Origin of the sequence: Sphingomonas fucosidasi (genome assembly GCF_036663855.1) — a bacterium.
Classification (GTDB): Bacteria; Pseudomonadota; Alphaproteobacteria; order Sphingomonadales; family Sphingomonadaceae; genus Sphingomonas; species Sphingomonas faeni_B.
On the sequence record NZ_JAXOJR010000001.1, the window covers coordinates 728,615 to 742,611 of the forward strand.

11 protein-coding genes and 1 riboswitch are annotated in these 13,997 nt (G+C 67.6%); of the genes, 1 reads left to right on the plus strand and 10 read right to left on the minus strand.

Going from position 1 to position 13,997, the window contains the following annotated elements; translation table 11 throughout:
• Nucleotides 1–5: 5 nt before the first annotated feature.
• The 3 genes from cobT to cobO all read right to left on the minus strand — a co-directional run bounded on the left by cobT (nt 6) and on the right by cobO (nt 2,602).
• Nucleotides 6–1,019, minus strand: coding sequence for a nicotinate-nucleotide--dimethylbenzimidazole phosphoribosyltransferase (gene cobT, locus U1737_RS03180; RefSeq protein WP_332795572.1), 1,014 nt, complete (start codon nt 1,017–1,019; stop codon nt 6–8).
• Nucleotides 1,016–1,423: a DUF1636 domain-containing protein gene (locus U1737_RS03185; protein WP_248520643.1), complete on the minus strand. Its 408-nt coding sequence runs from the start codon at nt 1,421–1,423 to the stop codon at nt 1,016–1,018. The genes cobT and U1737_RS03185 overlap by 4 nt, the downstream gene beginning before the upstream one ends.
• 172 nt (nt 1,424–1,595) lie before the next feature.
• Nucleotides 1,596–1,790: riboswitch (cobalamin riboswitch) on the minus strand.
• Between the two features lie 206 nt (nt 1,791–1,996).
• Complete coding sequence (gene cobO / locus U1737_RS03190) at nt 1,997–2,602, minus strand: cob(I)yrinic acid a,c-diamide adenosyltransferase (RefSeq protein WP_332795573.1); 606 nt, start codon at nt 2,600–2,602, stop codon at nt 1,997–1,999.
• Nucleotides 2,603–2,656: 54 nt separating this feature from the next.
• Between cobO and U1737_RS03195 the strand changes: the two genes are divergently transcribed.
• On the plus strand, nt 2,657–4,273 hold the full coding sequence (locus tag U1737_RS03195; RefSeq protein ID WP_332795574.1) for an NAD(P)/FAD-dependent oxidoreductase: 1,617 nt from the start codon (nt 2,657–2,659) through the stop codon (nt 4,271–4,273).
• Between the two features lie 160 nt (nt 4,274–4,433).
• Here U1737_RS03195 and U1737_RS03200 read toward each other — a convergent pair whose 3' ends face one another.
• The 7 genes from U1737_RS03200 to U1737_RS03230 all read right to left on the minus strand — a co-directional run bounded on the left by U1737_RS03200 (nt 4,434) and on the right by U1737_RS03230 (nt 13,994).
• Nucleotides 4,434–5,105 carry a peptidylprolyl isomerase gene (locus U1737_RS03200; protein ID WP_332795575.1) on the minus strand — a complete coding sequence of 224 codons (672 nt, stop codon included), beginning with the start codon at nt 5,103–5,105 and terminating at the stop codon, nt 4,434–4,436.
• Between the two features lie 246 nt (nt 5,106–5,351).
• Nucleotides 5,352–5,585 carry a UBP-type zinc finger domain-containing protein gene (locus U1737_RS03205; protein ID WP_332795646.1) on the minus strand — a complete coding sequence of 78 codons (234 nt, stop codon included), beginning with the start codon at nt 5,583–5,585 and terminating at the stop codon, nt 5,352–5,354.
• Between the two features lie 68 nt (nt 5,586–5,653).
• Nucleotides 5,654–7,318 (minus strand): FAD-dependent oxidoreductase, encoded by a 1,665-nt coding sequence (locus U1737_RS03210; protein ID WP_332795576.1) that lies wholly within the window; start codon nt 7,316–7,318, stop codon nt 5,654–5,656.
• On the minus strand, nt 7,315–8,697 hold the full coding sequence (locus U1737_RS03215) for an FAD-containing oxidoreductase (protein ID WP_332795577.1): 1,383 nt from the start codon (nt 8,695–8,697) through the stop codon (nt 7,315–7,317). Before U1737_RS03215 ends, U1737_RS03210 begins: the two co-directional genes overlap by 4 nt.
• Nucleotides 8,694–9,149, minus strand: a complete 456-nt coding sequence (locus tag U1737_RS03220; protein WP_332795578.1) for a DUF4126 family protein — start codon at nt 9,147–9,149, stop codon at nt 8,694–8,696. The genes U1737_RS03215 and U1737_RS03220 overlap by 4 nt, the downstream gene beginning before the upstream one ends.
• A 322-nt stretch (nt 9,150–9,471) precedes the next feature.
• Complete coding sequence (locus tag U1737_RS03225) at nt 9,472–10,455, minus strand: DUF2891 domain-containing protein (protein ID WP_332795579.1); 984 nt, start codon at nt 10,453–10,455, stop codon at nt 9,472–9,474.
• Nucleotides 10,452–13,994 (minus strand): hydantoinase B/oxoprolinase family protein, encoded by a 3,543-nt coding sequence (locus U1737_RS03230; protein WP_332795580.1) that lies wholly within the window; start codon nt 13,992–13,994, stop codon nt 10,452–10,454. The genes U1737_RS03225 and U1737_RS03230 overlap by 4 nt, the downstream gene beginning before the upstream one ends.
• Between the last annotated feature and the right edge of the window lie 3 nt (nt 13,995–13,997).

The following is a 13,997-nucleotide window of genomic DNA, read 5'->3' on the forward strand; positions in this document are numbered from 1 at the left end:
CGCGCTCACGCCGCCGAAACGCCCGCCTCGGCGAACGTCGCCATCTCGGCATGCACGGCCAGCGCGGCTCGAACCAGCAACGTCGCAGTCGCAGAGCCGCTGCCCTCGCCCAGCCGCATCCCAAGCGAGAGCAATGGTTCGATGCCCATTCGCTCAAGCAGAACACGGTGCCCCGGCTCGGCCGAGACATGGCCCGCAAGGCAATGCGCGAGAATGTCGGGACACGCCGCCGCCAACGGCGCGATCGCCGCACAGCAGATGAACCCATCGAGCATCACCGGCACGCCCGCCTGCCGTGCGGCAACCACCGCGCCTGCGATCGCCGCCAACTCGCGCCCACCAAGCCGCCGCAAGATCTCGAACGGCGTGGCCAGCGCGTCGCGGTGCAACGCGACCCCGGCTTCGACCACCGCGATCTTCCGCGCGATGCCCTCATCATCGACCCCCGTACCCGGCCCTACCCAGTCGCTCGCCGACCCGCCGAAGCTCGCCAGGCACAGCGCCGCGGCGGTCGTCGAATTGCCGATCCCCATCTCGCCGAGCACGACCAAGTCCGGCACATCCGCGACCGCCGCCGCGCCAGCGTTCAACGCGGCAAGGCACTCGTCCTCCGACATCGCCGGCGCTTGCGTGAAATCCGCGGTCGGGCGATCGAGGTCGAGCGACACGATCTTCAGCTTGAGGCCCGCCGCTCGCGACAGCGCGTTGATCGCCGCGCCGCCAGCCTCGAAATTGGAGACCATCTGCGCGGTGACCGAGGCCGGAAACGCGCTCACACCGCGCGCGACGATGCCGTGGTTGCCCGCGAACACGACCGCGCTACCGCGATCGAGCCGCGGCAGCGGGTTGCCCTGCCACCCGGCCATGAAGACCGCGATATCCTCCAGCCGCCCGAGCGACGCAGTTGGCTTGGTCAGTTGGCCTTGCCGGGCGACCGCAGCGGAGCGCGCCGTAGCATCCGCCTGCGGCAAGCCGTGCAACGCCGCGAGAAACGCGGCGGGCGTCGCGAACGCGGTCATTCGACGACGAAGCCCGCGGGCGGCGTGCGGGTGATGAAATGGCCTTTCACGCCCTGCGGCCATTGCTTGAACGGCACCTGCCCGAACGCGCTTTCGCCGTAGAGCTTCGCGTAATCGAGGATCGCGCGTGCGGAATCCTCGGTCGGTTCGAACCGGCCGAGCACATAACCGACCTTGGCGGGTGCGCGCAGGTGGATGGTGCAGAAATCCTGGCATGCGAACAGGCACGGCATCTCCTGCACCGCAACGTCGGCATAGGCGGGATCGCTTGCCTGCACCGCTTTCAGCGCGCTCACCAGCCTTGCGCCGCCGCGCTGGCCCTGCTCGTCGTCGCGCGCATCGGCGGAATGGCGGCACGTGTTGCACGCAACCACCGCGACGCCGTCTTCGACCGGCTTCAGCATGTCCGTTCCCGGACGATCTCAGAACGATTTATACTAGGCATAGGAACCCCTTCGGACAGTCGGACCCGCACCGCACGAAGGGCGAAAGGCGCACGCCTCCGGCCTCCGCGAAACGCGAAGCGATGTCGTCGCTCGGGGTGTTACCCGTTCGTTCGGCGCACCCTGGCCGGACGAAAGACGACCGCGACGGGCAGGTCTCCTGGCTCGCGGGTCAACGCCGTCCGCGCCGCCTTCTCGGGAGTATCCCAATGGCATGTGGCACGATGGCTCGCCGCGTACAGTTGCAGGGGCAGCCGGGTGTTTCCCGTTCCCATTTCATTTCCCTAAGCGTTGCCGCCTCGGGAAAACCTGTCGCGGGTCGAGCGATACGCGGGAGGCTTGGGGGACGCAAGATAGCGGCGCGCGTTAGGTGCTCTCGCCAGCAGTTCCACCAATCCGCTCGTCATCCTGACGAAAGTCAGGACCCAGGGTAACGGGCGGCGACCTTCGTGGCTCTGGGTCCTGACTTTCGTCAGGATGACGGAGCGTTTTTGGCTAGCGCCGTGACCTGCAGAACGTTCGCGTGAGATCGGCCTAAAACTCCACGCCAGCCTGGGCCTTCACCCCCGATCGGAACGGATGCTTCACCTGAGTCATCTCGGTGACCAGATCCGCCACCTCGATCAGCGCATCCGGCGCGTTCCGCCCGGTCACCACGACATGCGTCATCTCGGGCTTCGCCGCCAACACCGCCAGCACCTCGTCGACCGGCAGATACTCATACCGCAACACGATGTTCAGCTCGTCCGCCACTACCATCGCATAGGATGGGTCGGCGATCATCCGCTTCACCTCGTCCCAGGCCTCGCGCGCCACCGCGATGTCGCGCGCGCGGTCCTGCGTATCCCAGGTGAAGCCCTCCCCCATCGGCTTGAATTCGCACAGGTCCGGGAACGCATCGAAGATCGCCTTCTCGCCGGTCGCCATCGCGCCCTTGACGAACTGCACCACACCGACTTTCCGCCCATGCCCGATCATCCGCACCGCCATGCCGAACGCGGCGGTCGACTTGCCCTTGCCCTTGCCGGTGTGGACGATGATCAGGCCCTTCTCGATCGTCTTGCTCGCGACGATCCGGTCATGGACCTCCTTTCGCTTCGCACTCTTGGCATTCTGCTCGTCGTCGGTCCGCATGATCATATCCTCTCGTCCTCCCGATGGCGGATCGCGCCGCGCGGCGCTAGAGGACCGAGCATGCTCCGCATCACCGACCTCAAGCTCCCGCTCAACCACGCCGACGAAGCGCTCCCCGCCGCGATCCGCGACCGTCTGCGCGTCACCCCGCGCGACCTGATCCGCTACACCATCGCTCGCCGCGCACATGACGCACGCGACAAGATGGACATCCACCTGGTCTATTCGGTCGACGTCACGCTGAAGAACGAGGACACGGTCCTCACGCGGTTCCGCAAGGATCGCCACGTCCAGCGCACACCGGATACAGGGTACCGCTTCGTCACGAAAACCGGTCCGAGCTACAAGGGCCTGCGCCCGGTGGTCGTCGGCGCGGGACCTTGCGGATTGTTCGCCGGCCTGATCCTCGCGCAGATGGGGCTGCGGCCGATAATCCTCGATCGCGGCAAAGTCGTCCGCGAGCGCACCAAGGACACCTGGGGCCTCTGGCGGAAAAGCGTCCTCAACCCCGAATCCAACGTCCAGTTCGGCGAAGGCGGTGCCGGCACCTTCTCCGACGGCAAGCTCTGGAGCCAGATCAAGGACCCGCGCCATCTCGGCCGGAAAGTCCTGACCGAGTTCGTCAAAGCCGGCGCGCCGCCCGAAATCCTGACCGAAGCGCACCCGCATATCGGCACCTTCCGCCTCGTCACGATGGTCGAGAGCATGCGCGAGACGATCGAGGCGCTGGGCGGCGAATACCGCTTCTCCACCCGCGTCGACGGTCTCGACATCATCGAGCAGGCCGGTACGCGCCAACTTCGCGGCCTCCACCTTAGCACCGGCGACTATCTCGAAGCCAACCACGTCGTCTTCGCGGTCGGCCACAGCGCGCGCGACACGTTCGAGATGCTCCATGCCAAGGGCGTTTACGTCGAGGCGAAGCCGTTCTCGATCGGCGTCCGCATCGAGCATCCGCAGTCCTGGATCGACGAGGCCCGCTTCGGCCCCTGCGCGGGCCATCCCGTTCTCGGCGCGGCGGCGTACAGCCTGTCGCACCACTGCAAGAACGGGCGGACCGTCTACAGCTTCTGCATGTGCCCGGGTGGCACCGTCGTCGCCGCGACCTCGGAAGAAGGCCGCGTCGCGACCAACGGCATGAGCCAATATTCGCGCAACGAACGCAACGCGAACTCGGGGATCGTGATCGGCATCGATCCCGAGCGCGACTATCCCGGCCACCCGCTCGCCGGGATCGAGTTGCAACGCCATTGGGAATCGCGCGCCTATGTCGCCGGTGGCTCGAACTACAAGGCGCCCGCGCAACGCATCGGCGACTTGCTCGCTGGGCGACCCTCGACCGCGCTGGGCTCAGTGATCCCGTCGTACAAGCCCGGCGTGCACATGACCGACCTCTCCGAATGCCTGCCCGAGTTCGCGATCACCGCACTGCGCGAGGCGCTACCGGCGTTCGGCCGCGAGATTCCAGGTTACGATCATCCCGACGCCGTGCTGACCGGCGTAGAGACGCGCACCTCGTCTCCGGTGAGGATTACGCGCGGCGACGATTTCGTCAGCCTTAATACCGCCGGGCTGTTCCCGGCAGGCGAAGGCGCTGGCTATGCAGGCGGCATCCTCTCGGCAGCGGTCGACGGCATCAAGGTCGCGGAGGCGGTCGCGCTCAGCCTGACCGCGTGACCCTCCGTCATGCAAGTAAGACTTGTTTCCCCGCGAAGGCGGGGATCCAGTCTGTGCTCCCGCCTTCGCGGGAGAACAAGGAAGGGCGTGGTACCGTACGACTGTCGACGGCAATTTTTCGAAGCGGATAGGCGCCGGATCGTACGGGGTGACGAAGGGCTTACTTCCTCCGGTCAGGCCTCGTCTTGATCAGCCACGCCCGCGGCAACCCCGTCGGCTTCGCCACCCCGTCCAATCGTCGCGCGCTGACCAGCGTGACGCGCTTCAGGATCATCTGGTCCTTGAACGCGTCCATTCCACCGCCGGTCGGCTTAGCGAGGATGCGTTTCACCACGTCCATCCCCCCGACGACGTGCCCGAACGCCGCATAGCCCGGGTAGCCCGCGCGCGCGTCCATCGCCGGCGCCGGGCCGACCGTGATGAAGAAATTGCCGCCCGCCGACGCCGGGGTCATCCCGCGCGCCATCGAGATCGTCGCGTCGAGATGCTTGATCCCGGTCGTAGCGGTCGTCTCGAGCGGGAACGGCGGCAGGATGCGGCGGGCGTCGGTGCGGATCCCCCCCTGGATGAAGCCAAGCTTCGGCGACGATTTCTGACGGCTCGCGCGGTAGAAGTCGGTCCCGTCGAACCGCCCGTCATCGACATAAGCCAGGAAATTCGCGGTCGTCTTCGGCGCATGGCGGGTGTCCAGCGCCAGCAGTATCGGCCCCTCTGAGGTCACGAAGCGAACGCGTACGATGCCGGGTTTCGGTCCTGCGCGGTTCGGCTTTTGCGCAGATCCCGCCGTAGCGAGCGCCGCAACGGTCAAAAGCCCGATCGTCCAATGCCGCATTTTCGCTTACTCACGCCTTTACCGATCGATGCCGGCTAGCGGTCGGTATCCGACGACGCAAGCGTCGACCCCTCGATCCCCCCCGCCAGGGGGAGGTGGCAGGCGTCAGCCTGACGGAGGGGGCGGAACGGGAAACGCCCGTTTCGCAATCCTCCCCCTCCGTCGCCTTCGGCGCCACCTCCCCCTGGCGGGGGAGGATCGAACACTTAGGCCGCGCGCTCCATCTCCGGCGCGCACAGTCTTGCGCTAGACAAACCACGGGACAGGCCCCCATTGCGCCGTCTGATCGGGCAGGTCGACCATCGTCTCGTCGATGAAACACCAACCCCATCCCTCGGGCGGATCATAGCCCTCGATGATCGGATGCCGCGTCGCATGAAAGTGCGCGGTCGCATGGCGGTGCGGGGAATCGTCGCAGCAGCCGACATGCCCGCACGCCCGACACAGCCGCAGATGCACCCATTCGCTGCCGATCCGCAGGCAGTCCTCACACCCCTAGGCGCTCGGTGTGACCGACCGGATCGTATCCCTATACGTGCAGCCGTAACTCATGACGCCTCCCGTTCGGCCATGTCGGCCAGCGCGACATGGACCTGCGCGACCACCGCCGCGCCCTCGCCGACTGCCGCCGCGACCCGCTTGGTCGAGCCTGCGCGCACGTCGCCGATCGCGAAGACACGCGCCCGGCTCGTCTGCAACGCAAGGGCGGCCGTGCCCGTGACGATGAACCCCTTGTCGTCGGTATCGACGCAGCCCTGCAGCCAGCCGGCATTGGGATCGGCGCCGATGAACAGGAACAGGTGACGCATTGCGCAGGGCTTTATCGCGCCATCCGGCTGGCGAAACACCGCCCCGGTCAGTCCGGTCGCGCGGTCGCCTTCCAGGCCGACGATCTCCGTGCCGACATGCAGGGTGACGTTGGGCAGCGCCGCGATCCGGTCGATCAGGTACTTCGACATCGTCGCCGCGAGTGGCCGTCGCACGATCAGATGGATGTGTTTCACGCGGGGGGCGAGGAAGACCACGGCCTGTCCCGCCGAATTGCCGCCGCCGACCAGCGCGACCTCCTCGCCCTCGCACAGCCGCGCCTCGATCGGCGATGCCCAATAGGACACGCCTGCGCCCTCGAAAATCGCCAGATCGGGGATGTCGGGACGGCGATAGCGCGCGCCCGTCGCGACGATCACGGTCCGCGACCGGACCCGCTTGTCGCCGGTCAGCGCGAGCACCAGCGGATCGTCCGCCGGCCGCGCGTCATCGCAGTCGAGCCGCGCGACCTCCAGCGGCACCGCGATCTCCGCCCCGAACTTCAGCACCTGGTTGAAGGCACGGCCCGCCAGCGCCTGCCCGGAGATACCGGTCGGAAACCCCAGATAATTCTCGATCCGCGCGGACGCCCCCGCCTGCCCGCCGATCGCGCGCTCGTCGAGTACGACCACCGACAGTCCCTCGGACGCCGCATACACCGCCGCCGCCAGCCCCGCCGGCCCCGCCCCGACGATCGCGACGTCGTACACTATGTCCGGATCGAGATCGGGCGTGATCCCCAGGCACGCCGCGACCTCGACGTCCGTCGGCCGCTTGAGCACCGTCCCGTTCGGACAGACCACCAGCGGCAGATCGCCGCGCAGCACGCCGATCCGGTCGACCAGGGCGCGGCCTTCCTCGTCCGACGCCGCATCGAGCACGATGTTGGGATAGCCCGATCGCGTGAGGAAGCCCTGCAGCCGGACGATGTCCGGACTGCCGGGCACGCCGACGATCACCGTGCCACCGCTGCCCTGCTCGATCAGCCCGACGCGGCGGAGGATCAACGCGCGCATCACGATCTCGCCGACATCCGCCGAACCGACCATCAACGCCCGCAGATGCGCCGGATCGAACGGCAGCGCGGTGCAGCCATCGGGGCCGGCGCGCCCGCCGGCGATCGACGGGCGACCGGCGAGCTGATTGACCTCGCCGGTCAGTTGCCCCGGACAATGCGTGGTGATTGGTGCCTCGTGGCTCAGCCCGTCACGCCGGATGACCTTGATCGATCCCGCGAGCACCAACCACGCCGGCACAGCCTGTTCACCGATTGCGTAGATCTGCGCGCCGGGCGCAAAGGTTCTTGCCGGACCGCTCGCGAACCGCTTTGCCGTTTCAACCTGCTCGGCGTCCAGCACCGGAAACATTTGATGCTCGCGCGACGCGACGCTGTCGTCCGGGGTCATCGCGGCGCCACCGGTTCGAGGCCGAGCAACAGCGTCGGGATCAGTTCGGACACGGTCGGGTGGATCGGCACCGCCCAGCGCAGCGCCGACACCGGCTGGTCCGCGTTCATCATGTCGAGGATGCCGTGGATCGCCTCGTCGCCGCCCGTGCCGAGGATCGCCGCGCCGAGAATTCGCTGCGTCTCCGCATCCGCGACGATCTTCATGAAACCCTTGGTCTCGCCCTTCTCGATAGCGCGCCCCACACGCGACATCGACCGCTTCGAGACGAGGATAGCGCGCCCGGTCTGCTCCGCCTGCGCCTGCGTCATCCCCACTCGGCCGAGCGGCGGATCGATATAAAGCGCATAGCCGACCAGCCGCTGGCTCAGCGTCCGATCGTCGCCGTCGAGCAGGTTCGCGGCGACAATTTCGAAGTCGTTATACGCGGTATGCGTGAACGCGCCGCGCCCGTTGCAGTCGCCCAGCGCCCATATTCCCGGCACGTTGGTCTGGAGCAGCTCGTCGACGATGATGTACCCCTTCGCATCGGTTGCGATCCCGGCCAGCTCAAGCCCGAGATCGTCGGTATTGGGCCGCCGACCGACCGCGAGCAGGACGTGACTGCCGACCACGACCGGCTCCCCCGCATGGCAATCGACCGATACCGCGACCCCCGCGCCGTGCGCTGCGAAGGCAATGCAGTTCGCCCCGGTCCGCACCGTTACGCCCTCCTCCTCCAGGATCGCGCGGACCGCTTCGGAGACGTCGGCATCCTCGTGCGCGATCAGCCGCTCGCCGCGCTCGACCACCGTCACCGCCGCGCCGAACCGGCGATACATCTGCGCGAATTCCAGCCCGATATAGCTTCCACCAACGACAACGAGATGCTCGGGTACCGCCTGCAGCGCGACCATGTCGGTGTTGTCGAGATGGGGAACGTCGCCGACGCCGGGCATGTCGGGCACGCTCGCCCGCCCGCCGACGTTGAGGAAGATGCGCGGTGCGGTGAGTTCCTCGCCATCGACCGCGATCGTCCCCGGGCCGGTAAACCGCGCATGGCCGCGCAGGAGCGTAAGCCCCGCCATCCCCTCCAGCCACGTCTCGTTCCCGGTTCGCGCGTCCATGACGACCTTTCGCGCACGCGCCGCCACCGCCTGCATGTCGATGCCGACTTCACCGGTCCGCACGCCGAACTCCGCAGCCCGGCGCGCCAGATGCGCGGCGTACGCGCTGGCGACGAGCGTCTTGGTGGGCATGCAGCCGGTGTTGACGCAGGTACCCCCGACCAACTTGCGCTCGATCAGTGCCACCGTCATTCCCGCCGCCGTCAATCGTCCCGCCAGCGGCGGTCCGGCCTGCCCGGCGCCGACGATGATCGCATCGAGCCGCCGCATCACAACAGCGCGACGACCAGGACTGCGAGGCCGATCGCGAGCGCATCCTCGATCGAGGCAGCAGATCGATCGCTTCCGAGCGACGCCGCCAACCGTGCCCTCAACCTCGCACCGCCAAGCGTCCCCAGGACGGCACCGATGATACCGAGCACCATGCCGAACAGCGGTGAAGCGGACGCGTAACCGACCGCGGCACCCGATACGCCGCCCGAGACGATCCGCACGCCGAACTGCACCGGCACCGTCCGACTTGGCGTCGACGGCAGCTGGTCGGTGACGAGTTCGGCGACCGCAAGGATCGACAGCACCCAGGGCGTGAACCGCCATCCCAGAAAGGCCAGCCACGTTCCTTGCAAGGGTATCAGGCCCATCGAGGCGGCCCACGCGACTGCTGCGGGGGCGATCATGGCGCGCAATCCGGCGACGATGCCGAGAACCAGAGCGAGAACTAGCATGGCCGCCTCCTGCAACATTCCTTGGACGGACGCTTTCATGCTCGCCTCTAGCGGTCAATCGCCGATCGCTCTCCCCGTAAGCCAGTGTTCAAACCGGAGAATGCACAGCTTGGCGCTCGGGAAGGAAAGACCGCGGCCGAAGTCGTTGCCACGGCATGACAAACCCGGATCCGGCGGACCAGATCACCTATGCCATTGCAGATCGGCCAACGATGGCGAACGTAATGAAGATCAGTCCATTTCGAGTGCGAAACGATTATGGTCGCCTAAAAATACTGGTGACCCGACGATTCGCCGGTTGGTCGGTAAGCATGACTGCGCATTACGCGGCCAATGCGAGCAAGGCGAACGTCGCGAGCCAATGCTCGCCCATATAGTCGTCCGCGAGATGCGGCAGTGCCTCGGCCAGATGATCGTCCGCCACCGACCGCGCACGCGCCGGGTCGGGCAATGTGTCGGCGATCGACCGCCATCCCCAGGCGCGCGACAAATTCACACCGTCGAGATGCGCAAGCCGTCCGTCCGACCGATCGCTAACGATTGCGGGGGTTCGCAAACACGTGATTGTGGGGCCGAAAGGATCCGGCATGAACGCCGTCAACCAGGCAGCGAACTCACTGCCGAGCACGTCGCGCATCAGCACCGCCTCGCACAGGGTGGCGGACAGGAAATCCTCACCGCTAGGTTCCCAGGGGCGGCAGTCGCGGTCTGCTCTGTACCAGTCGCGCGACCGGGTTTCGATCAGCGTCGCCAGCGCGGGGTCATGCGTCCGTGCCCATTGCAGCGCATGAACCAGCGCGAACGCCGTGCAGTCGTGCTTACCGCTGCGAACCGGATAGACCAGCTTCGGGAGATACGCGGTGAACCGCGCGGCAAAAGCACGCGCCAACGGCTCGAGTGCCGCTGCCCACGGACGGTCTGCCCGCACTGCGAGTTCGTCGTGCAACGCGAGCAGCCATCCCCATCCATAGGGCCGTTCGAAACTTCCGGTCGTCGGGCGTGACAGATAGGCCAGTTCGCCTGCTACCAGGTCAGGCACGAGCATCCGGTCCGCCAGCGCCTCGATCGCCGCGGCCTCCGGCATGGCTGGGAACAGGCGTGCCAAGCGCATCACCTGCCACCAGCCGTGCACGCAGCTATGCCAGTCGAAACTGCCGTGAAAGATCGGATGCAGCGTCTTGGGCAAGGCAAGATCGCCCGGACCGCCCAGCGTCTGGTCAAGCTTGTACGGCCATTCGCGGGTCAGATGTCCCAATGTCAGCGTCGCGAACCGCGCCGCGGTCGCCTGGTCGATCCCATGCCTCATTCGACTCTCCCAAACCCGCCCCCGCCGGGCGTTTCGATCACGAACACGTCGCCTGCGTGCATGTCGACCTTCGCGGTGGAGCCGAGCGGCTCGACACGGCCATCGGCGCGCTCGACCGTCGCAGAGCCGAGCCCGCCGCCTTCGCCGCCCGCCATCCCGAACGGCGGCACGCGACGGCGGTTGGCGAGGATGCAGGCGGTCATGTCCTCAAGAAAGCGCACGCGCCGTGTCGCCCCGTCGCCGCCAGGGTGCGCGCCGGCCCCGCCCGAGCCGCGGCGGATCGAGAATTCCTCCAGCAGTACCGGAAAGCGCGTTTCGAAGATTTCCGGGTCGGTCAGCCGGCTGTTGGTCATGTGCGTCTGGATCACCGACGCGCCGTCGAAGCCGGGGCCCGCGCCTGCGCCCCCCGCGATGGTCTCGTAATATTGGTGCGTGGCGTTGCCGAAGGTGAAGTTGTTCATCGTCCCCTGGCTCGCCGCCATCGCGCCGAGCGCGCCGAACAGCGCGTCGGTGACGACCTGACTGGTCTCGACGTTGCCCGCGACGACCGCGGCGGGATAGCGCGGGTTCAACATCGAGCCTTCCGGCACGCGGATCCTGACGCCGCGCAGGCAGCCGTCGTTGAGCGGCACGGCCTCGTCGATCAGCGCGCGGACGACATAGAGCACGGCCGCGCGGACGATCGAGACGGGGGCGTTGAAGTTGGTCGGGCGCTGGTCGCTGGTACCGGCGAAATCGACGTCCATGGTCGCGGCGGCACGGTCGACGCGAACGGCCACGCGGACCACCGCGCCGTCGTCCATCTCGTACGCGAAATCGCCGTCGTCGAGCGTCGCAATCAAGCGGCGGACGGCGGCGTCTGCGTTGGCCTGGACGTGCTCCATGTAGGCTGCGACGACGTCCGCGCCGTACTCGCCGGCCAGCCGGACGAGGCCGGTCGCGCCCCTCGTGCAGGCCGCGAGCTGGGCGGCGAGATCGGCGATGTTCTGGTCGATGTTGCGGGCGGGATAGGGCCCGCCAGCGAACAGCGCACGCATGTCCGCTTCGAGGAAGCGTCCTTCGTCGACCACCAGCACGTCGTCGAGCAGCACGCCCTCTTCCTCGACCGAGCGGCTTTCGGGCGGCATCGAACCGGGCGTGATCCCGCCGACGTCTGCGTGATGCCCGCGCGCCGCGACGAAGAAGGCGGCAGCTTCGGCGTCATCGGCGAAGACCGGCATGATGACGGTGATGTCGGGCAGATGCGTGCCGCCGCGATAAGGGGCGTTGAGCGCATAGGCGTCGCCGCGACGGATACCACGCCCGTCCGCGCCGCCACCGCGCGCGTCGATGACCGTGCGGATGCTCTCGCCCATCGAGCCCAGATGGACCGGGATGTGCGGCGCGTTGGCGACGAGGTTGCCGCGCGCGTCGAACAGCGCGCAACTGAAGTCGAGGCGTTCGCGGATGTTGACCGAGGCGGCAGAGCGCTGGAGCGCGGCCCCCATTTCCTCGGCGATACTCATGAACAAGCCGGCAAAGATCGCCAGCCGGACGGGATCGGACTCGGTGCCGATGCTGGCGCCGACGCGCGGTGCGATACGGTCGAGGATCAGGTTGCCGACCGTGTGGACGCGCGCACGCCAACCGGGCTCGACGATCGTGGTGGAGACGCTGTCGAGGATCAGCGCGGGACCGTCGACGCCGTGCCCGACGGGGAGGCCTTCGCGCGCCAGTACCGGCGTGTCGTGCCACGCGCCGGCCATGCAGACGGGGGTAATGGATAGCGGCACGGCCGGCTCGTCCGGGAACGTGACCAGCGCGGCTTCGATCGGCGGGCTCTCGGCGATCGCCTCTGCAACGATCCGGTCGGCGACCAACGGTGCCTCGCTGGCGAAACCGAACTGCGCGATGTGGGCGGCGTCGAATGCGGCGATCATCGCTGGCGGTTCGTCAAGATCGAGTTCGATGGTGTGGTCGATCTGGCCTCGCCGCAGATGCACGCGCCGCTCGATCCGAACGTCGCTGGCAGTGACGCCCTGCGCTACGAGCGCTTCGCGCGCGGTCTCCGCCAGCCTGTCCAACGCTTTGACGATCTCAGCGTAATTCGTGAACGCCGCGCCTGACGTTGCCTCGCGCAGCACGCGGCGATCGGCGAGCCCCATGCCGTATGCCGACAGCACGCCGGCCAGCGGGTGGATCATCACCCGGTCCATCGCCAGCGCATCGGCGACGAGGCACGCATGCTGCCCCCCAGCACCACCAAAGCACGCGAGCGTATAGCGCGTCACGTCATGCCCGCGCGCGACGGAAATCGTCCGGATCGCATTCGCCATGTTCGCCACCGCGACCGCGACGAACCCTTCCGCCGCGACCTGCGGATCGAGCGGCAATTCCGCGAACCGCGCTGCCACCGCCTCGGCGTCGAGCGGCTCGTCGCCGGCCGGTCCGAACAGCGCGGGGAAGAATTCGGGGCGCACTTTGCCCAGCATCAAGTTGCAATCGGTGACGGTGAGCGGTCCGCCACGGCGATAGCATGCCGGCCCCGGCACCGCGCCCGCGCTCTCGGGGCCGACGATCAGCCGCTCGCCATCGAACCGGCAGATCGAGCCGCCACCTGCCGCGACGGTATGGATCCGCAGCATCGGCGCACGGATGCGGGCGCCGGCGATCAGCGTCTCCGTGTCACGTTCGTACGTGCCGGCGTAGTGCGAGACGTCGGTCGAGGTGCCGCCCATGTCGAAGCCGATGACGTGCTCGAACCCGGCCTCACGCGCGGTCGCGGCCATGCCGACGATGCCGCCAGCCGGACCCGACAGGATCGCGTCCTTGCCGCGAAAGCCTGCGCCGTCGACCAGTCCGCCCGACGACTGCATGAACAGCGCGCCCTGCCCCAGCGCGTCGTTCAGGCCTGCGACATAGCGACCGACGACCGGCGACAGATACGCATCGACGACGGTCGTATCGCCGCGCCCGATCAGCTTGATCAACGGCGCGACGCGGTGGCTGACCGAGATTTGGGTGAAGCCGATCTCGGCAGCGATTGCCGCCAGCGCTTCCTCATGCGCGGTGAAGCGATAGCCGTGCATGAGGACGATCGCGACTGCGCGCAGCCCGCTCTCGAATGCCGCCTGCAAGCCTGCGCGGGCCGCCTCCGCATCGAACGGACGAAGCACATCGCCGTCCGCGCCGACCCGCTCGTCGATCTCCACGACATGCGCGAACAAAGGCGGCGGCCGGTTCACGTCGCGCGCGAAAATATCGGACCGTTCCTGGTGACCAATCAACAGCGCATCGCTGAACCCGCGTGTGATCGCTAGGCAGGTCGGCTCCCCCTTGCGCTCGAGCAGTGCGTTGGTCGCGACCGTCGTGCCGATCCGCAGTTCGAGGGGTACGTCCGCGCCGTCGGTCAGCCGCCGAATCGCCTCGACCGCCGCGTCATCATAGCGTTCGGGATCTTCCGACAGCAGCTTGGCGGTGACGATCCGCCCGTCGGGTTGCCGCGCGACGACGTCGGTGAACGTGCCGCCGCGGTCGATCCAGAACTGCCATGCGGTCATCGG